The organism is Ruminococcus sp. OA3 (genome assembly GCF_022440845.1).
Classification (GTDB): domain Bacteria; phylum Bacillota; class Clostridia; order Lachnospirales; family Lachnospiraceae; genus Ruminococcus_G.
Genome location: NZ_JAKNTO010000001.1, coordinates 2,734,201 through 2,757,801, shown reverse-complemented (window position 1 = coordinate 2,757,801; position 23,601 = coordinate 2,734,201). Strand labels below are relative to the sequence as shown.

Annotated in this window: 25 protein-coding genes; 23 read left to right on the top strand and 2 right to left on the bottom strand. The window is 47.4% G+C overall.

The window, feature by feature from the left end; all coding sequences use genetic code 11:
• Positions 1-372: 372 nt before the first annotated feature.
• Positions 373-1,548, bottom strand: coding sequence for an IS110 family transposase (locus tag MCG98_RS12345; RefSeq protein ID WP_240300763.1), 1,176 nt, complete (start codon positions 1,546-1,548; stop codon positions 373-375).
• A 258-nt stretch (positions 1,549-1,806) separates the two neighbouring features.
• Here MCG98_RS12345 and MCG98_RS12340 point away from each other — a divergent pair, with 258 nt between their 5' ends.
• The 4 genes from MCG98_RS12340 (at position 1,807) to MCG98_RS12325 (ending at position 4,314) form a co-directional block, all read left to right on the top strand.
• Positions 1,807-2,268 (top strand): zinc ribbon domain-containing protein, encoded by a 462-nt coding sequence (locus tag MCG98_RS12340; RefSeq protein ID WP_240302251.1) that lies wholly within the window; start codon positions 1,807-1,809, stop codon positions 2,266-2,268.
• A 113-nt stretch (positions 2,269-2,381) separates the two neighbouring features.
• Positions 2,382-2,804: a DUF2000 domain-containing protein gene (locus MCG98_RS12335; protein ID WP_240302250.1), complete on the top strand. Its 423-nt coding sequence runs from the start codon at positions 2,382-2,384 to the stop codon at positions 2,802-2,804.
• A 93-nt stretch (positions 2,805-2,897) separates the two neighbouring features.
• Entirely contained in the window at positions 2,898-3,917 is a 1,020-nt protein-coding gene (locus tag MCG98_RS12330) for an inorganic phosphate transporter (RefSeq protein ID WP_240302249.1), read from the top strand.
• Between the two features lie 52 nt (positions 3,918-3,969).
• Entirely contained in the window at positions 3,970-4,314 is a 345-nt protein-coding gene (locus MCG98_RS12325; RefSeq protein WP_240302248.1) for a phenylpyruvate tautomerase MIF-related protein, read from the top strand.
• Between the two features lie 88 nt (positions 4,315-4,402).
• On the opposite strand, the gene MCG98_RS12320 is transcribed toward MCG98_RS12325, so the two are convergent.
• A complete protein-coding gene (locus MCG98_RS12320) occupies positions 4,403-5,254 on the bottom strand; it encodes an AraC family transcriptional regulator (protein ID WP_240302247.1) in 852 nt (283 codons plus the stop codon).
• Positions 5,255-5,444: 190 nt separating this feature from the next.
• Here MCG98_RS12320 and MCG98_RS12315 point away from each other — a divergent pair, with 190 nt between their 5' ends.
• The 19 genes from MCG98_RS12315 (at position 5,445) to MCG98_RS12220 (ending at position 23,428) form a co-directional block, all read left to right on the top strand.
• Positions 5,445-6,728 (top strand): hypothetical protein, encoded by a 1,284-nt coding sequence (locus MCG98_RS12315; RefSeq protein ID WP_240302246.1) that lies wholly within the window; start codon positions 5,445-5,447, stop codon positions 6,726-6,728.
• A gap of 27 nt (positions 6,729-6,755) precedes the next feature.
• The gene (locus tag MCG98_RS12310; protein WP_240302245.1) at positions 6,756-8,267 is read left to right on the top strand and encodes a sugar ABC transporter ATP-binding protein; all 1,512 of its coding nucleotides are present in this window, start codon (positions 6,756-6,758) and stop codon (positions 8,265-8,267) included.
• Positions 8,264-9,229 carry an ABC transporter permease gene (locus tag MCG98_RS12305; RefSeq protein WP_240302244.1) on the top strand — a complete coding sequence of 322 codons (966 nt, stop codon included), beginning with the start codon at positions 8,264-8,266 and terminating at the stop codon, positions 9,227-9,229. Before MCG98_RS12310 ends, MCG98_RS12305 begins: the two co-directional genes overlap by 4 nt.
• A 14-nt stretch (positions 9,230-9,243) precedes the next feature.
• Positions 9,244-10,317, top strand: coding sequence for a sugar ABC transporter substrate-binding protein (locus tag MCG98_RS12300; protein ID WP_240302243.1), 1,074 nt, complete (start codon positions 9,244-9,246; stop codon positions 10,315-10,317).
• 78 nt (positions 10,318-10,395) lie between these two features.
• On the top strand, positions 10,396-11,316 hold the full coding sequence (locus MCG98_RS12295; RefSeq protein ID WP_240302242.1) for a YafY family protein: 921 nt from the start codon (positions 10,396-10,398) through the stop codon (positions 11,314-11,316).
• A gap of 133 nt (positions 11,317-11,449) precedes the next feature.
• The gene (locus MCG98_RS12290; RefSeq protein WP_240302241.1) at positions 11,450-11,980 is read left to right on the top strand and encodes a DUF6323 family protein; all 531 of its coding nucleotides are present in this window, start codon (positions 11,450-11,452) and stop codon (positions 11,978-11,980) included.
• Positions 11,981-11,992: 12 nt separating this feature from the next.
• Complete coding sequence (locus MCG98_RS12285; protein ID WP_240302240.1) at positions 11,993-12,817, top strand: DUF6179 domain-containing protein; 825 nt, start codon at positions 11,993-11,995, stop codon at positions 12,815-12,817.
• Between the two features lie 174 nt (positions 12,818-12,991).
• Positions 12,992-14,005 (top strand): GyrI-like domain-containing protein, encoded by a 1,014-nt coding sequence (locus MCG98_RS18965; RefSeq protein ID WP_345891655.1) that lies wholly within the window; start codon positions 12,992-12,994, stop codon positions 14,003-14,005.
• A gap of 98 nt (positions 14,006-14,103) precedes the next feature.
• A complete protein-coding gene (locus tag MCG98_RS12270; RefSeq protein WP_028529732.1) occupies positions 14,104-15,294 on the top strand; it encodes an iron-containing alcohol dehydrogenase in 1,191 nt (396 codons plus the stop codon).
• A 105-nt stretch (positions 15,295-15,399) separates the two neighbouring features.
• Positions 15,400-15,939, top strand: a complete 540-nt coding sequence (locus tag MCG98_RS12265) for a DUF2284 domain-containing protein (RefSeq protein WP_240302239.1) — start codon at positions 15,400-15,402, stop codon at positions 15,937-15,939.
• Between the two features lie 55 nt (positions 15,940-15,994).
• Positions 15,995-16,270: a YabP/YqfC family sporulation protein gene (locus MCG98_RS12260; protein WP_028529734.1), complete on the top strand. Its 276-nt coding sequence runs from the start codon at positions 15,995-15,997 to the stop codon at positions 16,268-16,270.
• Between the two features lie 40 nt (positions 16,271-16,310).
• The gene (gene yqfD / locus MCG98_RS12255; RefSeq protein WP_240302238.1) at positions 16,311-17,549 is read left to right on the top strand and encodes a sporulation protein YqfD; all 1,239 of its coding nucleotides are present in this window, start codon (positions 16,311-16,313) and stop codon (positions 17,547-17,549) included.
• Positions 17,546-18,544: a PhoH family protein gene (locus MCG98_RS12250; RefSeq protein WP_240302237.1), complete on the top strand. Its 999-nt coding sequence runs from the start codon at positions 17,546-17,548 to the stop codon at positions 18,542-18,544. The genes yqfD and MCG98_RS12250 overlap by 4 nt, the downstream gene beginning before the upstream one ends.
• An 11-nt stretch (positions 18,545-18,555) precedes the next feature.
• Positions 18,556-19,053, top strand: coding sequence for an rRNA maturation RNase YbeY (gene ybeY / locus MCG98_RS12245; protein ID WP_240302236.1), 498 nt, complete (start codon positions 18,556-18,558; stop codon positions 19,051-19,053).
• A 12-nt stretch (positions 19,054-19,065) separates the two neighbouring features.
• The gene (locus MCG98_RS12240; RefSeq protein WP_240302235.1) at positions 19,066-20,268 is read left to right on the top strand and encodes a DUF3048 domain-containing protein; all 1,203 of its coding nucleotides are present in this window, start codon (positions 19,066-19,068) and stop codon (positions 20,266-20,268) included.
• A gap of 286 nt (positions 20,269-20,554) precedes the next feature.
• Positions 20,555-21,400 (top strand): glutamate 5-kinase, encoded by an 846-nt coding sequence (gene proB / locus MCG98_RS12235; protein ID WP_240302234.1) that lies wholly within the window; start codon positions 20,555-20,557, stop codon positions 21,398-21,400.
• Positions 21,401-21,427: 27 nt separating this feature from the next.
• Complete coding sequence (locus MCG98_RS12230) at positions 21,428-21,649, top strand: DUF896 domain-containing protein (RefSeq protein WP_240302233.1); 222 nt, start codon at positions 21,428-21,430, stop codon at positions 21,647-21,649.
• Complete coding sequence (locus tag MCG98_RS12225; RefSeq protein WP_240302232.1) at positions 21,627-22,193, top strand: 5-formyltetrahydrofolate cyclo-ligase; 567 nt, start codon at positions 21,627-21,629, stop codon at positions 22,191-22,193. Before MCG98_RS12230 ends, MCG98_RS12225 begins: the two co-directional genes overlap by 23 nt.
• The gene (locus MCG98_RS12220) at positions 22,187-23,428 is read left to right on the top strand and encodes a glutamate-5-semialdehyde dehydrogenase (RefSeq protein ID WP_240302231.1); all 1,242 of its coding nucleotides are present in this window, start codon (positions 22,187-22,189) and stop codon (positions 23,426-23,428) included. The genes MCG98_RS12225 and MCG98_RS12220 overlap by 7 nt, the downstream gene beginning before the upstream one ends.
• Positions 23,429-23,601 lie beyond the last annotated feature (173 nt).

Here is a 23,601-nt window from a genome sequence, read left to right as displayed (position 1 = left end):
CACAAAACGCTCCGTGTCGTTGTCATTCGGCGCCGGATCCGACAGAAAAAAATATCCTTCCGGTTTCAATACTCTGCTGATCTCCTGAAAAGTATCGGCGATCTCCGGGAAATGATGCAGCGCATACCTTGTCAATTTGTTTTGTATCACATTTTACAGCGGGCAGATACGGCAGGCAACAGCCAGTTGCTTGTCCAGCTGCCCGTTCAGATGTTAAACTTTTAAAAAGACTAACTATTAAAAGTCAAGTCCTAAACTAAATTTTTGAATGAATTGCAGAAATGCATTTCAGATATATTTAAACTTTGAAAACTGCATGACAAACAGAGCATCTTTACAGGTGCTCAAAAAGGAGATCGGAAAGCAAAAAAGTTAAGCGGTTGGGATGTATGGCAGCCCGGATTTTTCTAACTGATAAATCACTCTGACAAGTTTTTTTGCTGCATGAGATACTGCAACATTATAGTGCTTACCCTCGGCCCTCTTTTTGGCGAGGTAGGCAGCGAATGTCGGATCCCAATGGCAGACAAATTTAGCCGCATTAAAAAGCGCATAGCGTAGATACCTTGAACCGCGTTTCTCCATATGGGAATAACAGGATTCCAACTGACCGGACTGATAGGTTGATGGGGATAATCCTGCATAAGCCAAAATTTTATCAGGAGAATCAAACCGGGAAAAATCGCCGACTTCAGCCAAAATCATAGCACCCATCCGGTAACTGATTCCTGGAATGGTAAGAATCGGAGAATGAATGCCATCCATGATAAGCTTTATTCCCTGTTCGATTTCATCAATCTCGGCATTTAGCTCACCAATTAATTTCAAGGTGTGCTTGAGTTCGAGCGATTTGGCCGGCATATTTGACCCGATTGAGGTTCTGGCAGCCTCCCGAAACAAGAGGGCGGTATCCCGTCCATAACGTCCGTTGGAGGCTTCGTGAAGCAGGTGGGTCAGTTTGGTAAGATGAGCGTAGGAAATATGGAAAGCACCGGGGAATTCGCTAAGCAAAGCAGAAACAGATGCCATATGGAGTGTGGGTACTAATTTCTCCAGTTCAGGGAAGAGAATCGTAACCAGCCGTGAAACAGAAGTTTTCAGTTTTGCCCGCTCTTTGACTTTATCAAAACGGTAACGGGTTAGTGACTTGAGTTCTTCGTTGTGATAAGATGTGTCTGAGTAGGACTTTAAGTTCACATCAGACATGAGCATTGTAGCAATCGTATGGGCATCAGCTTTATCCGTTTTCGTCTTTCTAAGGCTTAGACTTTTTCTGTAAAGATTGGTATGTAACGGGTTGATAACAAAGGTGGTCAGACCTTTATCAAGAAGATATCCCAAGATGTTATAACTGTAGTGTCCAGTGGCTTCAAGCCCTACTTTTACATTGGTTAACTCATCTGTAACGGATTCTATTTTCTGATAAAGTACATCAAAACCAATGCGGTTGTTTGGAATGGTAAATGCTTTGAAAAGCACTTCACCATCTGAATTCGTGATAAAGCAATCATGCTTATCCTTGGCAACATCAATGCCTGCGTATATCATGACAAAACTCCTTTTAAAGTATTTGATACTGTTTTTAGACCACGGGATCTCTCTGCAATTGTAACCTCGTTCTAAATAAACCGTCATGCGGTATCTAACTGATTAACAAATGAACAAAGAGACTGTGGTTAGAGCCTTTTTAAAACCATCAAGTGGTAGGAGGGATTCACTAATCCACAGTATCTAAAATCAGCATAGCGTATACCTAAGAAAAGGTAAAGAAAAGCTATGACTATATAATACGAGGAGGTATTTAAAATGGATTTCAAAGATATCATACTGGAACTGCGCAAAAGTCTGAAATTATCACAGGATGAATTTGCAGACATGCTATTTGTCACAAGACAGGCTGTATCCAGGTGGGAGAACGGAGATACCATTCCCAGCACAGATACGCTGAAACTGATTGCGGAAACATTTCAGGTGTCGGCGGATCATCTGTTGGGATATCCCGCCGGACTCTGCCAGAGCTGCGGCATGAACCTGGAACATGACGGTGATAAAGGGACAGAGAAAGATGGCAGCAAATCCGAAACATACTGCGTATTCTGCTATCAACAGGGTGCGTTTACCCAGAATATCACGATGGAAGAGCTGATTGAACATAACCTGCAGCATCTGGATGAGTGGAACAAAGCTGAGGGATTGCAGCTGACGAAACAGGAGGCCAGAATGCAGCTCATGCAGTTTTTGCCGACATTAAAGCGCTGGAGCGCATAATCAGTAAATTTATCTCGAACAGTATCACATCTTTCAAGAAATTCCGGTGATCGACTGCTAAAATGAGGGATAAGTCAAAGACAACTCATGAAAGCAGGTAAGGAGAGAAAAATATGGATGTGAAAGATGAAAAATGCGTGATGGTGATCGATGAAAATCTGCCATCCGGTCTGATTGCAAACACAGCGGCAATTCTGGGGATTACGATGGGAAAGAAAATGCCGGAAGTAGTTGGCAGTGATGTTGCGGATAAAACAGGAAATCTTCACCTGGGGATTATCGAGTTTCCGGTCCCGATACTGAAGGGAGACCCGGTCTCAATCAAAGAAATCCGGAAGAAGCTGTATACACCGGATTTTTCGGATCTGCTGGCTGTGGATTTTTCGGAGCTGGCACAGGGCTGCAAAACGTATGATGAATTCACAGGCAAAATGCAGCAGGCGGAGGGAACTGATTTAAAGTATATGGGTGTGGCCATCTGCGGCCCAAAGAAGAAAGTCAACAGACTGACAGGCAGTATGGCGTTGCTTCGCTGATAAAGGAAGATAAATGTAAGTTTTAATTATTTATAATTCTCCTTGACATTTCACCATATATTGAATGGTGGATATGTAAAGGAGAATTTCTATATGTCGGACCCGATTTTGCTGCTCACGGTTCTGCTGACGCTTGGCGTTATCTTCGTCAACGGGTGGACGGATGCCCCAAATGCGATTGCAACGTGTATTACAACCGGGTGCTTAAGCGAACGCACCGCAATCTGGATGAGTGCGGTTTTTAATTTTCTCGGAGTACTGGTCATGACCAGAATCAACAGCTCCGTTGCAGCTACCATAAGCAATATGGTCGATTTTGGAACAGATACACGATATGCTCTGATCGCTCTGTGTGCGTCTCTTTTTTCCATCGTTGTGTACAGTGTGGCGGCTTCTTCACTTGGGATTCCGACAAGCGAAAGTCACAGTCTGATCGCCGGGCTGTCAGGTGCGGCGATAGCGATACAGCATGGTATCGGCGGCATCAATATGGCAGAGTGGATCAAAGTACTCTATGGCCTGGCGCTCAGCCTTGTGTGTGGGTTTGCTGCCGGGTGGCTGATCTGCCGGCTGATCACGCTGGTCTGCCAAAATCTAGACTCCGGTAAAACAGACGCATTCTTTAAAAATGCACAGATTTTTGGAGCAGCATCCATGAGCTTTATGCACGGCGCACAGGATGGGCAAAAGTTTATCGGTGTACTTTTCCTGGGATTCGCTTTCGTCAGCGGACAAAGCAGTGTGACCGGTGCCATAATACCTGTCTGGATGATGCTGGTGTGCAGTGCGGTCATGGCACTCGGCACCAGCGTTGGCGGAAAAAAGATCATACAGGCAGTGGGAGCGGACCTTGTCAAACTGGAACGCTACCAGGGTTTTTCTGCCGATCTGGCAGGCGCTGTCTGCCTGATGTTTTCCACACTCCTGGGAATTCCTGTTTCCACAACTCATACAAAAACCAGCGCTATTATGGGGGCAGGGGCAGTCAAAAATATATCGGATATTAACTTTCACGTATTTGGTGAAATGTTGCTCGCATGGATCTTTACGTTCCCCGGATGTGGGCTGATCAGTTACGCGATGGCAGTGATTTTCCTGCATGTTACCCATTGATATTTTCCATGCTTAAGGTTAAGATAGAAAGAAAACTCAGGAGGAATGTCACATGCCATACATAAAAACAAATGTATCCGTTTCCGTAACAAAAGAACAGGAAGAGAGTGTGAAAAACCGGCTCGGACAGATCATCACGCAGATCCCGGGGAAATCCGAAGAATTTCTGATGATCGAACTGGAGGATAACTGCCGTTTATATTTCGGAGGGAATCAGGATGGTCCCACCGCGTATGTGAAAGTGGAAGTCTTCGGCAGCCTGTCTGATGAATACAGCCTGATGCTGACCAAGGATATCTGCGGCATGCTGGAAGAAGAGCTGCAGATTCCCCGGAACAGAGTGTATGTGAATTATGAGAGCTTTACTCAGTGGGGCTGGAATGGGAAGAATTTTTAAAAATGAATGAATTTCAAGAAGAAAGATGCACACGGTAATGAACCATGTGCATCTTTCTTCTTTTGATGAACGGATGGATACGGTCGTTCTATCGCATCAGCTTGCGAAACGTCTTAGGTGAACACCCGATTTTGTCTGTGAAAATATTGGTAAAGCTGGCATTATTGGCGTATCCCACTTCAAAGGCGATTTCCGTGATGCTTTTATGTGTCTGAACGAGCAGCAGCTTGGCTTTATTCATCCTGGCATTGGTGATGTATTCACGAGGAGAATAACCTGTTTCCTGTTTGAAAATACTGGAAAAATATGCCGGACTCAATCCCACGATTCTGGCGAGCTGCTCCATCGTGATATGCTTGTCAATATTTTCCTGAATATACGTCAGGCTCTGATCGATCGGTTTGTTCCTGACACCCTGATACATTTCTCTGGTCTGGAGCAGAAGCGTCAGAAATTTGTAGACTCTCAGTGAGGCATCGATGATGTTTTCTGTATCATTTTTCTCATAAAAATCTAAAGTATTTTTTAAAAGATTACCAATCAGATGGTTATTCTTTGAACTGATCCGGGGGCCCTTGGTACTCAGTATGTAGTGGCAGATTTCTCTGGAGTTGGAGCCCTCAAATCCATAGAAATAAAACTCCAGTCCCTCGTAGGCTCTGTAATAATGGGGCTCCCGGCAGTCGATCAAAATGACTTCTCCCGGACCTGCATCGAAAATCTTATCTCTGAATTCCACATGGAACATCCCCTTTACTACATACATCAGCAGCAGAGTGGGATAGGTTTCTCTTCTTATATAGTAATTTTCTGAACAGTAATAATGTCCTGTCCAGGTAGGATAGAACAGCAATTCTTCCGCGAGCTTCGGAGGAAGAAATGCATGTTCTACAGACTTTTTATAGACGCCGGCAGTCAGGTTTTCAAATACTGATTTCACGCATATCCCTTCTTTCTTCAGGTGTTACTGTCATTATAACCCGCTGAGATTTAATCTCAACCAAAATCCCACCTTATCTAAAACAAGATGAAGTTTAACGAAAACCAGAGTATGGGAATAGGTGAAATAATTTATATAATAGATAGTATGAAACAGTTGATAATTAAGTGAAAGAAAGGATGCAACAATCATGCACAATAGAATATCAAAGGAAGAGGCAGTACATCTGCGCACACTGGCAATTCAGGTAAAAGAAATTTCCCAGGATCCAAAATGGAAAGAAAAAAAAGAGCTCTGGATAAGGCTCAATAAAATGGAAAAGACAAGACCGCTGGTGATCTTCCCGCCGGAATGCTGGCATGAGCTGGTTCCTGAGGAAACTTTGAGAGTGAAAGACCCTGTATTCAGGACATTAGAAAAAGAGCTGCGGATGAGAATATACCGTGCAGAGCATTTTGACGATGATGTTGTACTGACAGATGTTTTATATATTCCCTATGATACCCATGTGACAGACTGGACGGACGACCGGGTACGTCCGTATGATGACAGACCGGACCACGCAGCCTGTTTTCATCCATGTATCCACGAAGTCAGCGATATTAAAAAACTGAAGCTTCCGGAACTTACAGTAGATGAAGAAAAGTCACGGGAGAACTTCGCGCTTGCCAGAGAGATCTTTGGAGATATCTTAATTGTTGTGGAGGGCGAGCCGTTTACTGCATCCACCCATCAGTCTATCATGGGATGGGGAAACAGCCTGATCGATATCTGGTGTGAACTCAGAGGACTGGAGCAGGTAATGTATGATCTGTATGAGGAGCCGGAACTCACACATGAAGCCATGTCCATTCTGTACGAGGGACGCCTCGGGTATCTGAAAAAGGGCATCGAGCTTGGAATCTGGAAACTGAACAACAACGAATATATGGTTAATGGAACGGCCACTGCCTGCGGTTCCAACGGTCTGGCCTGCACGGACCTGCTCCCGTCAGAGGACTATGACGGTACCGTCCGCATGAAGGATTTATGGGGGTACTGCATGGCGCAGGAATTTACCGCTGTTTCACCGGATATGCTGGAGGAATTTGTTCTTCCATATCAGAATAAGCTTTCCGCCCTGTTTGGCATGAATGCATACGGATGCTGTGAAAACATGAACAGGAAATACGATGTGGTGGAAAAATACATACCGAACCTCAGGCAGATTGCAGTCAGTGCATTCTCTGACATTGACGTCGCTGCTGAAAAAATCGGCGGAAAATATGTGATGAGCTGGAAAGTAAACCCGACGGATGTTTTCCATACGTTCGATGAAAGACGCATACGCGATATGATTTCCCATGGTATGGAAGTATCCGGGGGAAATCCACTGATCGTGGAACTGCGGGAGGCGCAGACCTGCTGCGGACATATTGAACATGGTTCTTCCTGGGTTGATATCTGTATGGACCTTGCACGGAACTTTGAATGATCATATAAGTGGGAAAGGAGGAGGGAAATGGAAAAGGAGAGAGAAGAAGGGAAAAACGTGCTGGAATTAAAGGACATCTCCAAATCGTTTCCTGGGGTAAAGGCACTGGACAACGTCAGCTTCACAGTCAGGGAGGGGACGGTACATGTACTCGCGGGCGAGAACGGCGCCGGAAAGTCCACACTGATCAAGATCATCAACGGGCTGTACGTGGCAGATAAAGGCGACCTGTTCCTGTACGGAAAAAAGATCACGGCGCATAACCCCAGGTATATGAACAGCATCGGCGTGGCGACGATCCACCAGGAGTTAAGCCCGGTACTGGACCTGACGATCGCCGAGAACATCTTTCTCGGCCGTGCACCGCTGACAAAACTGAAGACCATCCAGTGGAAAAAGATGTATGCCGAGGCGCAGCAGCTGATCGACAACTTCGGGTTCCACTACGATGCCAAACGGACCATGCGTTCCCTGACGGTATCGGACATGCAGATCATCGAGATCATCAAGGCGATTTCCGTAAATGCGAAGGTCATCATCATGGATGAGCCGACATCCTCAATCACGGAGAGCGAGGTGGAGGTGCTCCATGAGAAGATCCGGATGCTGAAAAAGCAGGGGATCAGCTTCATCTATATCTCCCACAAGCTGGATGAGATCGGACAGATTGGGGATATGGTGACGATCCTGCGGGACGGGAAGGCGATCTCGACCCATAAGGTCGGGGAGATCACGACGGATGAGATCATCGCGAAGATGGTGGGGCGTGAGATGACGAACGTGTACCCGCCGAAACACCCGAAGATCGGCGAGACGATCCTGGAAGTGAAGAACCTGACGCGGGAGGGCGTGTTTCAGGACGTGTCGTTTACCCTGCGTGCCGGGGAGATCCTTGGGATGTCCGGGCTGGTAGGGGCAGGGCGTACGGAAGTGGCGAGGGCGGTCTTCGGGCTGGATAAGCTGCAGTCGGGCGAGATCTGGCTGAAGGGGGAAAAGGTGGAGATCCGCCATGTGCCGGATGCGATCCGGGCGGGGATCATCTACCTGTCGGAGGACAGGAAGGGCGAAGGCCTGGTGCTGTGCCGCTCGATCGGGGAGAATATCGCGCTGGCGAACCTGAAGCATTTCAGCCGCGGATTTTTGCTGAACCGGAAGCAGGAGGACCGGGAGGCAGCACAGATGTCCGAAAAGCTGACCGTCAAGGCGCCGTCGATCAAGACGAGCGCAGGGTCTTTGAGCGGAGGGAACCAGCAGAAGGTGGTCATCGCGAAATGGCTGCTGCAGAACCCGACGGTGTTCATCATGGACGAGCCGACGCGGGGAATCGACGTCGGTGCGAAGTATGAGATCTATAAGATCATGTGCGACCTGGCCCAGCAGGGGGCAGGGGTGATCATGATCTCGTCTGAGCTCCCGGAGATCATCGGTGTCTGTGACCGGACACTGGTCATGGCGGAAGGCCGGATCACCGGGGAGGTGCAGGGGGACGACCTGACGCAGGAAAGGATTATGAGTTTTGCAATAGGAGGGCAGGCATGATGGTGAAGAGTAAAAAAGGCAGTTTTTCGGTGGCTGAATGTTACAGTAAATTTGGGATCGTATTGATCTTTGTATTGTTGTTTGTGATCATGTCGGTCGTGAACCGCAACTTTATCTCGGGGGTGAACTTAAGGAACGTTGTCCGCCAGGTCGTGGTCATCACGATCCTGGCATGCGGGGAGCAGCTGATGCTGATCTCGGGAATGGTCGACCTGTCGCCGGGGCGCGTGCTGGCGTTTGCAGGAACGCTGTCGGCGTACTGCATGATGAAGACGGGAAATTTGTTCCTGGCGCTGGTGGTAGGCCTGGCATGCGGCCTGCTGTTCGGTGCGATTAACGGGGCGCTGATCACGGCATTTGACATCCCGCCGTTCATCGCAACGCTGGCATCCATGCAGATGGCGGACGGTGCGATCATGGCGTTCACGGGGGGCCAGAACTATTCGAACCTTCCGGCATCGTTTAACTTCCTGGGGCAGGGTTACATCGGTTTCATCCCGTTCCCGGTGGTGATCATGATCCTCGTGCTGGCGATCACGTACCTGATCCTGGCGTGGACGCCGATGGGGAGGTCGCTGTATGCGATCGGAGGCAACCAGGCGGCGGCGCTGGCATCCGGTATCCGTGTGAAGAGATCCAAGTTCTTTGCGTGTGCGTTCGGCGGAGTCTGTACGGGGCTTGCAGGAATCCTGCTGATGGCGCGGATGAGCTCAGGCCAGCCGGCAGCCGGTGAAGGGATGGAGATGGATGCGATCACGGCGGTCATCGTGGGAGGAACGAGTATGAGCGGGGGTGTGGGGAATATCCTGAACACAATCGTGGGCTCCCTGATCATCGGTATCATCAAGAACTTCATGAACCTGCAGAACATCAACTCATCGTTCCAGGACATCGTACTGGGTATCCTGATCTGCGTGGCAGTTATCATCGATGTTCAGGTTCGTAAGGCGAATACAAAGTAAAAGGAGAAAAAAAGATGAGAAAAAGATTACTGGCAATTGGAATAACGGCAATGATGGCAGTCTCCATGTTTGGGTGCGGACAGAAAGAGGCGGCAGACACAACAGATGCGCCGGCTCCGGCGGAGACGGAAGAAGCAAAAGAGAGTGAGGAGAAGACCGAAGCACCGGCAGCGGATTTACTCGACTGGGAACAGGAACTTGCCAGAACGTATTCGGTTAACGGAGACGAAACATTCACCTGGGGATATATTACGATGAGCTTTACGGATACATTCTGTGCAAAAGTACAGGAAGAGGTAGAAAATTACACAAAAGAAAATTATCCGAATGTGACACTGAATGTTGCGGACGGAAAGAATGATGTCAATACACAGATGGAACTTATGGAAAACTTTATCACACAGGGAGTGGATGCTGTCCTGCTGACACCTGTTGACTCAGACGGCGACGTGGCTGTCTGCGGCCTTGCTCAGGAAGCCGGTATTCCGATCATCAATATCACGGCCGAGCCGAACTGTGCAGAGGAAGATCACTTCTTTATCGGGTCAGACCATTATCTGTCAGGACAGCTGCAGGCAGAGTATCTGATCGAGAATGTAGATGATTCGGAAACATTAAACATGTGCTATCTGGAAGGGAGCAATGGTTATACCCATACAACGCTCCGAAAAGCAGGATTCTTTGAAACACTGGATGAGGCAGGATACAATTACGAACTGCTTGCAAGCCTGGAAGGGGAATATCTGAGAGATAAGGCAATGGATATCACGGAGGACTGGATGGTTCAGTATGGGGACAAAATTGATGTCATCGTCGCGGCCAATGATGAAATGGCAATGGGCGCACTGCAGGCAGAACAGGCTGCCGGAGTGACAGGCATTATCAACTGTGGAATCGATGCCAACGATGATGCCAGAAAGGCGGTCTCAGAGGGGACATTTGGCTGTACGGTATTCCAGAATGCGGTAAAACAGGGACAGTGGGGGGCAATCGCTGCATATTCCGCATGTGCTTCCGATCTGCAGCCGGAGTTCATCGAAATACCGTATGAGCTGGTAACGAAAGACAATCTTGCAGATTATCAGTAATAATAATTTCATTTGCCGAAAACTCCGGCCTGCGCTATACTAACCGTATCATACGATTAACAGCTAAGGAGTTTCTTTATGAAAATAGAACGACTGATCGGGATTTTGTCCATCCTGCTGCAGCAGGAGAAGGTGACGGCTCCCTGTCTTTCAGAAAAATTCGAAGTGTCAAGGCGCACCATCAACCGGGATATCGAAGCACTGTGCAGGGCAGGCATTCCCATTGTGACAACACAGGGAACAAACGGGGGGATTTCCATTATGGAAGGGTACCGCATTGACCGGACGCTTTTGACCGCATCCGATATGCAGGCTATTCTTGCGGGGCTTCGAAGCCTTGACAGCGTCAGTGGAAACAGAAAAATGAGACAGCTTATGGAGAAATTGTCCGCTGAGAATCCCGACATACTGACTTCCAACGAACATATCCTGATTGATCTTTCTTCCTGGTATAAATCTCTGCTGGCTCCTAAGATTGAACTGATACAGACCGCAATCACACGGCATGAGAAAATTACATTTTCTTACTTTGCTCCGGCCGGGAACAGCAGCCGGGCGATAGAGCCTTATCTGCTGATCTTCAAATGGTCGTCATGGTATATCTGGGGAAGATGTTGTGAGAAACAGGATTTCCGCCTGTTCAAGCTAAATCGGATGCTTGAGGTAGCGAACACTGGGGAATCATACGAGCCGGTCCCCTTTTCAGCGCCTGATCTGTCTCCTGAACATGTCACGCCCCCGTCAATTTCCGTCAAGGCACTTTTTGAGCAGGAGATGAGATGGCGGCTGATTGAGGAATATGGACCGAATTGTTATACAGAACAGGAAGACGGAAAACTGCTGTTTACCTTCGGCTTCTCCGATAAGGAAAACCTGTTCAGCTGGGTTTTCAGTTTTGGGGATAAGGTTGAACTGCTGGAACCGGCATATCTTCGAAGGGAGTTTGTGCTGCGGGCAAAAATGCTGCTTCAGAGGTACCATACAGGATCGAATGAATAGAACAGGAGAAGAGAGGGCAATTTCCTCTCTTCTCCTGTTCCATATTACCACAAAACCGCAAAAAATTCAAGACTGGTACTGGCTACGGCACGGCGGTATAATCATCAGACTAAGATCAAAAGGGGGAACCTCAATGAAAGATAAAGACTGGCTTTTGCTTATGTCAGGTCAGAATCAGTTGTCAAAAGTGCTGGAGGCTAATCAGTATACGGAAAGATTCGGACTGGTCTTGTCACAGGAAGATGCACAGCTTCTGGTAAGGGAGAGGAGTGAGGTATTAAGAGCCGAAAAGCGTGTGGAGTTTGGGGAAGGAATCCTGCCGCAGCTGATTTTCGTATTCTGCGATTCTCAGTATATCGATCAGAATCATTATGTGGAAACCTTAAAGCGGCTGCAGGAGATTTTTTATCTGTATAAGAATGAGATGCTGGATGAAATCACAGATGCGGAACTTCTGGAGTTTATGAAAGAGCAGTTTGAGACGGTTTGCTTCGGAGATCTGGATTACCTGGAAGGGACATGTCTTGACATTTTTGCACAGGCCATTCGGGCAGGGTACAGGGAATACCGGAATACAGACAGCAGAGGAGGGTTCCATAAAATGGACATCGTTAAGCGATGGGATAAGGATGTTTTTCTGCAGGCGCTGGATGAATTGATGTGACGGAGGATTGTGATGGATTACACGATGGAAGAGTTGATTCCTGTAGTGGCAGGACTTGCCGGGAAATTTACCTCGAAAGAGAGTACATCGATTACCTATGAAAGGGCAAATCAGCTGATGGAGGCAGTTATTTACTGCATCAACGAGTGCACGGACGAAAATACACTGACTTCAGATATGAAACTCCCTGCCGGGAAGGCATATCAGCTGGGATATGAAAGGGTCCTTGAAAAGGTAAAGACGGCGCAGGAACAGTACAATGCGATGATTTCAGATTTCTGTGCATATGGAAATGAAAACTATCATGATACCGTTACCAAAGCTCTCCCTGGTTTTTTTCTATATTATGACGCCAGATTCGCCCCGCAGGAGACGGTCATCACCATGGACTATCCGACCCTTGGGGAAGGGATAAATGCCACAGGCATTGATGCCATAGAACACTATATCATCGGCATCAGCCTGGAACAGCGTTTTCTGAACAGGCTGCCGGCTGATTACGTGACGGGCACGTTATCACGTTTCCAGCCGGATTACCAAAAAGAGTTCTATAATATCAGCAGCATCATACTCAGACACCTTCTGGTCTGTATGCTGATCCGCCGAAAAACGGGAACGCCAAAACGCAGACTGGACTATGAAAAGCTGAAGCAACTGGTTGAGCTGTCCGATAAAAAGCAGTTGGAACAGCGTATCCTGCAGTTGCTGGAAACTCTGGTCAGGGACCAATACGGAAGTGACCGGAATTTATATCATTATCTGGAGCAGGACATTACGGATTTTGTGACCTGCCTGAAACTCGGTGCCAAGACCGGAAGCCTCCGGTATCTTTTATAATTTCCCGCGTGTCTTTTTTACAGTAAAAAACAAACAATATCAGCCCCGGTTCGTTAACATTTATCTACGCATATAAATCAAATTGACCTTTTGACCCTGGCATCATGACATATAGATGTCATGTTTGCTGTGATATCATGGAGGTATAAAATCTGTAAAGGAGATGAAATAATTATGGCTTCAAATCTTGAATTTGTGCAGTTCGTGACCGATCAGCTTGGGGATGCAGGAAACATTACCAGCAAAAGAATGTTTGGTGAATACGGACTTTACTGTAATGGGAAGTTTTTTGCTGTCATCTGTGACAATCAGTTCTTTATAAAAATCACAGATGCCGGACGGGAAATCTGCGGCGATTTTGACGAGGTGCCTCCTTATGAAGGGGCAAAACCCTATTTCCTGATAGAAAATTTAGACGACCGTGCATTTTTAGCACAGCTCGCGGCTGCCACCTGCAGTCAGCTGCCTGATCCGAAACCGCGGAAGAAGAAAGACACGAAAGAGAGATCCGCAAAAACCGGGGAAACATCATTGAAGACAGGCGGGAAGCTGGATTACAAAAAAGTGTACAGGGATTTATATCTACCCAAAAGTACACCCGCAGTGGTTGACGTGCCGGAAATGACGTTTATTATGGTGGATGGAAGAGGAAATCCCAATACTTCAAAGAGCTACCAGAATGCTGTGGAAATCCTGTATGGACTGTCATTTACCATTAAAATGAGCAAACTAAGCGGCAATCAGCCGGAAGGATATTTCGAGTATGTGGTCCCTCCTCTGGAAGGGCTCTGGAAACTGGACGGTGCAGCTTTTGACGGACGCGGTGCCATTACCGATAAGGACAGGTTCTGCTGGACTGCCATGATCAGACAGCCGGAATTTGTCACGGAAGAGGTATTTGAATGGGCAAAGGAGAGCCTGTTAAAAAAGAAACCTCATCTTGATTTTTCCGCAGTAAGACTGGAAACCTTCACAGAGGGCCTGTGTTGTCAGGTCATGCACAGGGGCCCGTATGACGAGGAACCGGTGACGATCGAAAAGCTGGAAGCATTCATCTCGGAACACGGGTATCAGTGTGATATTTCAGAAAAGCGTCTGCACCATGAGATCTATCTGGGAGATCCGAGAAAGACGAAACCTGAGAATCTGAAAACCGTGCTCCGCCATCCGGTTAGACCTGTTTATTGAGATTAAATATTAAAATTGAATTTTTCTTGCAAATGTAATGCAATATTTTCCAAAATGCAGTATAATATTTGCATAAAAAAAGAACAGGAGGGCAATATATGGGACGTTTTACATTACCGAGAGACCTTTATCACGGAAAGGGATCGCTGGAGGAACTGAAAAACCTGAAGGGATCGAAAGCCGTACTGGTAGTCGGCGGCGGTTCCATGAAACGTTTTGGTTTTCTTGACAGAGCCGTTGAATATCTGAGAGCGGCCGGCATGGAAGTGGAACTCTTTGAAAATGTCGAGCCGGATCCAAGCGTGGATACGGTGATGCGCGGTGCCGCGATGATGCAGGAATTTGGTCCGGACTGGATCGTAGCCATGGGAGGCGGCTCACCGATCGATGCTGCCAAAGCAATGTGGGCATTTTATGAGTATCCGAAAACCTCATTTGAAGATCTGATCACACCGTTCAGCTTCCCGACATTGCGTACGAAAGCCAGATTCTGTGCGATTCCTTCAACATCCGGAACAGCCACGGAAGTAACAGCATTCAGCGTTATCACAGACTACAGCAAAGGTATCAAATATCCGCTGGCTGACTTTAATATCACACCGGATGTAGCGATCGTTGATCCGGAACTGGCGGAGAAAATGCCTCCGAAGCTTACGGCTCATACCGGCATGGATGCGATGACGCATGCGATCGAAGCTTATGTATCCACACTCCATTGCGATTATACAGATCCTCTCGCCCTCCATGCGATCAAAATGGTACATAATGATCTGAAAGCTTCCTATGACGGTGATATGGAAGCCCGCGACCGGATGCATAACGCTCAGTGCCTGGCAGGCATGGCGTTTTCCAATGCACTGCTCGGAATCGTGCATTCGATGGCTCACAAGACGGGTGCCGCTTACACAGGAGGACACATTGTGCACGGCTGTGCGAACGCAATGTACCTTCCGAGGGTGATCCAGTACAACGCGAAGGTTCAGGAAGCCGCTGTTCGCTACGCCGAGATCGCAGACTTCATCGGTCTCGGAGGGGACAGCACGGATGAAAAAGTCGCGGCACTGGTAGCTGAGATTAAAAAGATGAATGCCTCCCTGGATATTCCGGATTCCATCAAAGAATACGAAGGCGGCATCATCGATGAGAAGGAATTCATGGAAAAACTTCCGGCTGTCGCAGAACTGGCGATCGGCGACGCCTGCACCGGTTCCAATCCTCGTGTTCCGGTTCAGGAAGAAATGGAAAAACTTCTGAAAGCCTGCTTCTATGGCGAAGATATCGATTTCTAAGTAAACGGCTATTTGCAATCCCCAAAAAGAAAATTTTTGGGGATTGCTTTTTTTCCGTAAACTTAGGATAATAAGGATATCGAAAGACGAGGAGAGATAAAAATCATGAAATTTGAGATTATAGAAGATTATATCACACAGTTTCCTATTTATCAGTATGCCCTTCTGGATACCCGGGAATTGGAATTTACGGACAAAGTGCGGACGATCTGTAAAAAAGAATGCTCCCGTTACGGGAGTTCCTGGTCCTGCCCGCCGGCAGTTGGAACGATCGAAAAATGCAGAGAAACCTGCCTGAAGTATCCAAAAGTCCTGCTGTTTTCTTCCATCGCTGAGGTTGTAGATTATTCCGATCTGGAGCGTACTTTAAAGTCAAAACAGGAACATGAAAACATCACCCGGAAAATTGAGAAATTCCTCAGGCTGAATGCAGTTTCGTGTTACACGCTTTCCACAGATTCCTGTTCTGTCTGTGAAAAATGTTCTTATCCCAAAAAAGCATGCATTCACCCGGAGATCATGCATCCCTGTATTGAAAGTCACGGAATCGTCCTGACAAATACCATAGAAAAATATCATATGGATTATTTTCTTGGAGAAAACATGGTAATCTGGTTCAGTCTGATCTTCCTTGAAGATGTATAATCTGGAAAGGCATACATATACTATATAATAATAAACGCCGGGAGTTCTTAGAGACTTGAAAAAAATCCCTTCCCTGCAGCGGGAGCTGGTCAGATCGCTGCAGATACCGAAAGACCTTGCACTTCAGGAATCACTTGTGACCTTGAGCGGGAGCAGTGAGATACTGGTTGAAAATTACCGCAGGATTCTGGAATATGAAGAGAATATCATCCGAATCCTGCTGAAAAAGGGACGAATGAGGATTGAGGGAGAACATCTGTGCATCGCTTACTACAGCCGGGATGAAATGAAGATCACAGGTTTTATCCAGGCTGTTTTTTTTGACCGGTAGAGGTATACTTTCCGGGGGATATAGGATATGAGGTGAGAATTTGATCCAGCAGTGTCTGCGTTACGCCAAAGGGTATGTACATATCAATTTTTACGGAGAAGAAAAAGAGCGGTTTTTAAACCTCTGTTCTGCAAATGATATTATCCTGTGGAAACTGATGCCGCAGGGCGAAGGGCAGATGGCCTGCATGAGCATCTCGGACTTTAAAAAACTTCGTCCGATATCCAGAAAAACGAAAATCAAAATCAGAATTTCAAAAAAACGAGGATTGCCCTTCTTTTTTCAAAAAAGCCGAAAAAGAAAGGCATTTTTTCTTGGAATCCTGTGTTTCTGCGCTCTGATCTATATGCTTTCCCTGCGTATCTGGAATATTCATGTCGATGGCAACATCACGTACAGCACACAGACAGTACTGAAATATCTGGAACAGGAAAACATCCGGCACGGGATTCTGAAAAAATCTGTTAATTGTGCCGAGGTAGCTTCCATGCTTCGGCGTGAATTTCCAAATATCACCTGGGTCTCAGCCCGGATAGAGGGAACGCGGCTTTTTCTGGAAATGAAAGAAAACTATAATCAGGAGCAGGAACAGCAGACGGTAGATCAGGAGAGTACTCCTCAGGATATCGTGGCCAAGAAAAGCGGGACTGTCATGTCAATTGTAACGCGCTCCGGTGTTCCGCTTGTAAAGGTGGGAGACCAGTTTAAAAAAGGAGATATTCTTGTCTCCGGAACGCTGGAGATTAAAAATGACGCCCAGGAAACCATCGGCTATGAGTACACCAGCGCGGATGCTGACCTTTATGCAAGGACTTCTTACTCTTACTACGATGAGTTTCCAATGGAATATGAGGAGCGGATCTATACGCAGGACCAGAGAAACTCCTGGTTTTTTACGATTATGAATTACCGCGTAGATATCGGTCCGTCCCCTCCTGAGGACCAGCGGTACGATCAGGTAGCCACGACACATCCGCTGTATCTTACGGAGAACTTCATTCTGCCGCTTACCTACGGCACGATACAGACACTTCCATATCAGATAGAGGTCAAACAGTATACAAAAGAGGAGGCTGCCGCGAAGGCAAATACCAATCTCTACATGTTTTTGAAGAATTTAACACAAAAAGGGGTAGAAATATACCGTAAAAATGTTAAAATAGACACATCGGAATCAACATGCATCACGAAAGGGAAGATCCAGGTGACAGAAAAAATCACAACCACAGCACCTGTGAAGATTCAGGAAGTGATACCGGAAAGGACATCTGAAGAATGAATAGTATGATTGAAGCAGTAATGCAGATACCGGCCGAACACGAGACGAACATTTTCGGTCAGTTTGATGAAAACATTAAGAAGATCGAGCGGACATTAAATGTGACCATGATTTCGCGGGACGGACAGCTGAAAATGATCGGGCCTTCATCCAATGTAAAAAAGGCCCGGAGTATTCTGGAACAACTGGTAACGCTGGCTGAGCGCGGCAATACGATAACCGGTCAGCAGGTGGATTATGCAGTTTCTCTTTCGATGGAAGAGAAGGAATCTGCGATCGTTGAGATGGATAAAGACTGTATCTGCCATACCATCAACGGCCGTGCTGTGAAACCCAAAACATTGGGGCAGAAACAGTATGTGGACAGCATACGGAAAAACATGATTGTCTTTGGAATCGGGCCGGCCGGCACCGGAAAGACTTATCTAGCGATGGCTATGGCGATCACGGCGTTCCGCAATGATGAAGTCAACCGTATCATTCTCACACGGCCGGCCATAGAGGCCGGCGAAAAGCTGGGTTTCCTTCCCGGGGACCTTCAGAGCAAGGTGGACCCTTATCTGCGGCCGCTCTATGATGCCCTGTATCAGATCATGGGAGCAGAGAGCTTTATGAAGAATATGGAGAAAGGCCTGATCGAAGTTGCCCCGCTTGCCTATATGCGCGGCAGGACCCTGGATAATGCGTTTATTATACTTGACGAGGCACAGAATACAACACCGGCCCAGATGAAAATGTTCCTGACACGTATTGGTTTTGGGTCCAAAGTTATTATTACAGGCGACGATACACAGAAAGATCTGCCGAAGGACACCCGGTCCGGACTCGATGTAGCGGTACAGGTGCTCCGGAAGGTCGAAGACATCTCTTTCTGCCAGCTGACAAGCAAAGATGTGGTTCGTCACCCTCTGGTTCAGAAAATTGTACAGGCATACGAAGCATATGAGAAAAAGGCCAGGCCTGCAAAGAACAGCAAACGAACAGCCCGGCCGTAAAAGGGGATAAGATGACAGTTTTTATTGAAAATGAAATCGACTGTGAATTTCCGTTTTCCTGCCGGCAGGTAGCGGAGGATGTGATGTGCACAGTATTGGAGCAGGAGAACTGCCCGTATGATGCTGAAGTCAGCATTGTGCTGACAGGAGAAAATGAAATAAGGGAGACCAACCGGATGTTCCGGAACATCGACAGTGTGACGGATGTGCTGTCTTTTCCTGTGATAGATTTTGAATCTCCCGCAGATTATACGATTATCAAAGAGAGTGCGGGGGAATATATCAATCCTGATTCTGATCTTCTGATGCTTGGCGACATTATGATCTGTGTTCCAAGGATGCTGCTGCAGGCGGAGGAATACGGTCATGGGACAAAACGGGAATATGCATTTTTAATCGCGCACAGTCTGCTGCATCTGCTGGGATATGACCACATGGAAGCAGAAGACGCAGCGGTCATGGAACAGAAGCAGGAACAGGTGCTTAAACAGTTAAATATCACACGATAGGAGAATGACAAAATGAAAAGGAATATTGCAAAAGTATTAATTCTGCTGACAGTATCTGTTATGATGCTGGGCGGATGCAAAAAGAAAGAGGAGCCGGCTCCCGAACCGGAACCAACAGAGGAGGCACAGACAGAAGAACCAGAGGATGCTGAGGATGATATCATCGCACCGGAGACTCCGGAACCGGATGAGGAGATCATTCCGGAAGGAAAAGTAAAAAGCTATCTGACCGGTGAGTACGTCGACGAGGCGATCGGCAGAAGACGTCCTGTCGCCGTCATGATGAATAATATCCAGGCCGCCATACCACAGGCCGGCATTTCCAACGCAGGGGTCATATATGAGGCGCCCGTGGAAGGCGGCATTACGCGTCTTATGGCAGTGATGGAAGACTATGACAATCTTGAAAAGATCGGCTCTATGAGAAGCTGCCGGGACTACTATATCTTCTATGCCGCAGGTTTTAATGCCATTTATGTTCATTACGGGCAGTCGGCATATGCACTGCCGATTCTGGAACTTCCGGAAGTAAACAACTTAAGCGGTCTCGCCAGCTATACAGATTCCGTGTTCTACAGAACGAGCGACCGCAAGGCGCCGCATAACGCCTATACCAGTTTCGAGGGTATCCAGAAAGGAATTGAGATCTGCGGGTACAGCCAGGAATATGCAGAAGGATATGAAGGGTCATATACCTTTTGTAAAGTCGGAGATTCGATTGAACTCCCGGGAAACTGGAACGCAGAGATCGTTAAACCGGGTTACCAGTACAACGAACCATGGTTCGAATACAATCCTGAGGAAGGTCTGTACTACCGGTATCAGTACGGGGGAAGCCAGACAGATGAACTGACGGGACAGCAGCTGGCCTGCAAAAATATTCTGATTCAGTATTCCAGCTGGAGGAACTATGATGAAAACGGTTATCTGAATATTGATGTCGATGAACCAAATGAGGGAATATACATTACCAACGGAAAGGCAATCCCTGTTTCCTGGAAAAAGCATGATCCATGGGGTCCGACATATTACTATGACAGCAACGGCAATGAGATTACACTGAATACGGGCAAAACCTGGGTCTGCATCGTTCTGGACACTTACCGGGATCTTGTCTCAGTGACAGACCGTGACGGATTCACCGCTCCGATGGGACAAAGTGCGACTGATAAAGCGGCAAATGATGCCGCTGCAGCAGCAGATACGGAGTATTAGTCATATAGACAAAGCGGACGATCTGTTGTAGAATGGAGTCGATTGCTCCGTCCGGGACTTTCACAGTAAACAGATATGACGCCTGACGGCGTCATCACCATAAATGAAAGTCGATTGCTCCGTCCTTCGGACTCCCGCAATCGCCGCCGGTATTCGCGATCCGCGCTGCTGCGCTACTCGCTCATACCGGCTTGCCCGCCAAATGGCCATGAATTCGCTCATGCAAGCATGGCTCATTCATGGCCGTCCGGCGGGACTTTCACAGTAAAGAAGCAGGTATGAAATTTTGAATGTTCGAGAAAAACTAAAAGATAAAAAACGTATTGTGATCAAGATCGGTTCTTCTTCCCTGACGCATCCTCAGACGGGACGTCTGGATCTGATCAAACTTGAGATACTGGTACGGGAGATCAGCGACCTCCGCAATCAGGGAAAAGATGTAGTGCTGGTTTCATCAGGGGCGATTATGGTTGGCCGGGCTGCGCTGGGCTTTAAGGAAAAACCCCGGAAGCTGGAAGAAAAGCAGGCATGTGCTGCGGTCGGACAGGCCCGTCTGATGATGATCTACCAGAAGTTGTTTTCAGAATACAATCAGGTAGCCAGCCAGATCCTGATGACAAAAAACACGATGGTAAACAATCTGAACCGTAAAAATGCCAAGAATACCTTTGAGGAACTCTTAAAACTCGGTGCGATTCCCATTGTCAATGAAAATGATACCATTTCCACCTATGAAATTGAATTCGGCGATAACGATACATTATCTGCAGTCGTGGCTTCGCTGATAGGGGCGGACCTTCTGATTCTCCTCTCAGATATTGACGGGCTGTTCACGGATGATCCCAGGCGGAATAAACAGGCACATTTTATTGATGTGGTGGAGACCATCGATTCACACCTGATGGAGATGGGAAAAGGCACGACCGGAAGTACCGCAGGCACGGGAGGCATGGCAACAAAGCTCACAGCCGCTAATCTCGCTACGAGTGCAGGGGCGGATATGATCATCGCGAATGGTGAAGATTTTCATGTGATTCACCGCATCATCAGCGGAAAGCCATGCGGAACGCTGTTTCTGGCAAACCCCAAAGAGGAGTTTTACCTGATTGACTATATTGAAAAACTGCTGTAGCATAAACCATGAAGGAGATAGTTAAGAATGAAAGAAATGGACATCACACGTATCAATGAACTGGCGCGGAAGGCGAAGTCCGTTGGTTTGACTCCCGAGGAAAAGCTGGAACAGTCAAAGCTTCGGAAAGAATACATCGCGAGCATCAGGATGAACCTCCGGTCTCAGCTCGACAATATTGACATTCAGGAAGCGGATGGATCTGTCATTAATCTGGGGGAGAAATATGGAGACAAAACAAAGCATTAGAAAACAGGTCTTTGAATACAGAAGACAGGCAGCCCCCGGGCAGCTGACAGCCGACAGCCATACAATCTGTGAAAAAATACTGCAACTGCCGGAATACCAAAGCAGCGGGTGGCTGTATACATATATGGATTTTAACCGTGAAGTCCATACAAAAGAACTGATCGAAGCGGCATGGGCTGCAGGAAAGCGGGTGGCTGTACCTAAAGTGGAAGGCAGGGATATGTCCTTTTATGAGATCACATCGTTTGATCAGCTCAGACCGGGATATTTTCAGATTCCGGAACCGGAAGGGTGCCGTGCATCCCATGCAGAGGATGCCGTCATGATCGTACCCGGGGTCGCATTTGATAAAATGCGGCACCGCGTCGGATATGGGCAGGGATTTTATGACAGATACCTGAGCGCGCACCGCCTTCACAAAACAGTCGCCGTGGCTTTTGATTTTCAGGTCATGGAAGAAGTACCGTGGGAAGAGCTGGATGTGCTTCCTCAGATTCTTATCACACAGACCAGGATTTACAGACAGGAGGGTTTTCAATGTTAGAGAAAATTGGAATGCAGGCAAAAGCAGCAGAGCCGGTTATGCGCAATATGCAGACAAATTTAAAGAATGAGCTTTTATCAAAGGTGGCAGAAGAGCTGGTGGCCCGGTCCGATAAGATTCTGGCCGCAAATGCCATTGATGTGGAGAACGGCAAAAAAGCCGGCATGTCTGTCGGACTTCTGGACCGCCTGGCACTGACCGAAGACAGGATCAGGGGAATGGCGGAAGGTATCTGTCAGCTTATACAGCTGGATGATCCGATCGGGGAAGTCCTGCAGATGAAAAAGCGTCCAAACGGACTGATGATCGGACAGAAACGGGTGCCGCTCGGAGTTGTCGGAATTATCTATGAAGCGCGCCCGAATGTGACTGCAGACGCCTTTGGCCTTTGTTTTAAGACCGGTAATGTTGTGGTTTTAAAAGGCGGAAGTGACGCGCTCCATTCCAACAAAGCCATCGTGGACTGTATTCGGACAACCTTGAAGCAGCACGCCATTGATGAAAATGTGATCCAGCTAATAGAGGATACGTCGCGTGATACGACGACGGCTTTCATGAAGATGAACCGCTATATCGACGTGCTGATCCCGCGCGGCGGTGCCGGGCTGATTCAGGCGGTCGTAAACAACAGCACGATCCCGGTGATTGAGACGGGGACCGGAAACTGTCATATTTACGTGGATGAAAGCGCCGACCTTACAATGGCCGTCGATATCATCCTGAATGCCAAAACCCAGCGGGTCGGCGTCTGCAATGCCTGCGAATCTCTTCTGGTTCATGAAAATGTCAAGGATGCCCTGCTTCCGGTGCTTGCCGGGCGCCTGAAAGAAAATCACGTGGAGATGCGCGGGGATGATGAGGTCTGTGCGCTTGTTCCGGATGCGAAAAAAGCATCGGATGAAGACTGGGGGAAAGAGTATCTGGATTATATCATTTCCATCAAGACTGTATCATCAGTAGAAGAAGCGATCACACATATCAACAGATATAACACCAAACATTCCGAAGCGATCATAACGTCCAGTTATCAGAACGCCCAGAAGTTTCTGGATGAAGTGGATGCAGCGGCAGTCTATGTCAATGCATCTACACGCTATACAGATGGATTTGAATTTGGTTTTGGTGCCGAGATCGGTATCAGTACACAGAAGCTGCATGCCAGAGGCCCGATGGGACTTACGGCACTTACAACGACTAAATATATTATCTATGGAAGCGGACAGATCCGTCCGTAATATGATAACATCAGGATGTTGCGGATTTTAACAGGTCTGCAGCATCTTCTTTTGTTGCCCTGGCATAAACATCCGTTTTTACACATATATATAACAGTGGAAGTCCGTGCAATTTTTTTCTATCTTTAGAATTCACTTGAAAACATGCGGACAGAGTTGTTATAATTGCAATT

Coding starts and splice junctions, on each gene's coding strand:
- MCG98_RS12345 (WP_240300763.1), bottom strand. CDS start 1,548: ATGATATACGCAGGCATTGATGTTGCCAAGGATAAGCATGATTGCTTT.
- MCG98_RS12340 (WP_240302251.1), top strand. CDS start 1,807: ATGGATTTCAAAGATATCATACTGGAACTGCGCAAAAGTCTGAAATTA.
- MCG98_RS12335 (WP_240302250.1), top strand. CDS start 2,382: ATGGATGTGAAAGATGAAAAATGCGTGATGGTGATCGATGAAAATCTG.
- MCG98_RS12330 (WP_240302249.1), top strand. CDS start 2,898: ATGTCGGACCCGATTTTGCTGCTCACGGTTCTGCTGACGCTTGGCGTT.
- MCG98_RS12325 (WP_240302248.1), top strand. CDS start 3,970: ATGCCATACATAAAAACAAATGTATCCGTTTCCGTAACAAAAGAACAG.
- MCG98_RS12315 (WP_240302246.1), top strand. CDS start 5,445: ATGCACAATAGAATATCAAAGGAAGAGGCAGTACATCTGCGCACACTG.
- MCG98_RS12310 (WP_240302245.1), top strand. CDS start 6,756: ATGGAAAAGGAGAGAGAAGAAGGGAAAAACGTGCTGGAATTAAAGGAC.
- MCG98_RS12305 (WP_240302244.1), top strand. CDS start 8,264: ATGATGGTGAAGAGTAAAAAAGGCAGTTTTTCGGTGGCTGAATGTTAC.
- MCG98_RS12300 (WP_240302243.1), top strand. CDS start 9,244: ATGAGAAAAAGATTACTGGCAATTGGAATAACGGCAATGATGGCAGTC.
- MCG98_RS12295 (WP_240302242.1), top strand. CDS start 10,396: ATGAAAATAGAACGACTGATCGGGATTTTGTCCATCCTGCTGCAGCAG.
- MCG98_RS12290 (WP_240302241.1), top strand. CDS start 11,450: ATGAAAGATAAAGACTGGCTTTTGCTTATGTCAGGTCAGAATCAGTTG.
- MCG98_RS12285 (WP_240302240.1), top strand. CDS start 11,993: ATGGATTACACGATGGAAGAGTTGATTCCTGTAGTGGCAGGACTTGCC.
- MCG98_RS18965 (WP_345891655.1), top strand. CDS start 12,992: ATGGCTTCAAATCTTGAATTTGTGCAGTTCGTGACCGATCAGCTTGGG.
- MCG98_RS12270 (WP_028529732.1), top strand. CDS start 14,104: ATGGGACGTTTTACATTACCGAGAGACCTTTATCACGGAAAGGGATCG.
- MCG98_RS12265 (WP_240302239.1), top strand. CDS start 15,400: ATGAAATTTGAGATTATAGAAGATTATATCACACAGTTTCCTATTTAT.
- MCG98_RS12250 (WP_240302237.1), top strand. CDS start 17,546: ATGAATAGTATGATTGAAGCAGTAATGCAGATACCGGCCGAACACGAG.
- ybeY (WP_240302236.1), top strand. CDS start 18,556: ATGACAGTTTTTATTGAAAATGAAATCGACTGTGAATTTCCGTTTTCC.
- MCG98_RS12240 (WP_240302235.1), top strand. CDS start 19,066: ATGAAAAGGAATATTGCAAAAGTATTAATTCTGCTGACAGTATCTGTT.
- MCG98_RS12230 (WP_240302233.1), top strand. CDS start 21,428: ATGAAAGAAATGGACATCACACGTATCAATGAACTGGCGCGGAAGGCG.
- MCG98_RS12225 (WP_240302232.1), top strand. CDS start 21,627: ATGGAGACAAAACAAAGCATTAGAAAACAGGTCTTTGAATACAGAAGA.
- MCG98_RS12220 (WP_240302231.1), top strand. CDS start 22,187: ATGTTAGAGAAAATTGGAATGCAGGCAAAAGCAGCAGAGCCGGTTATG.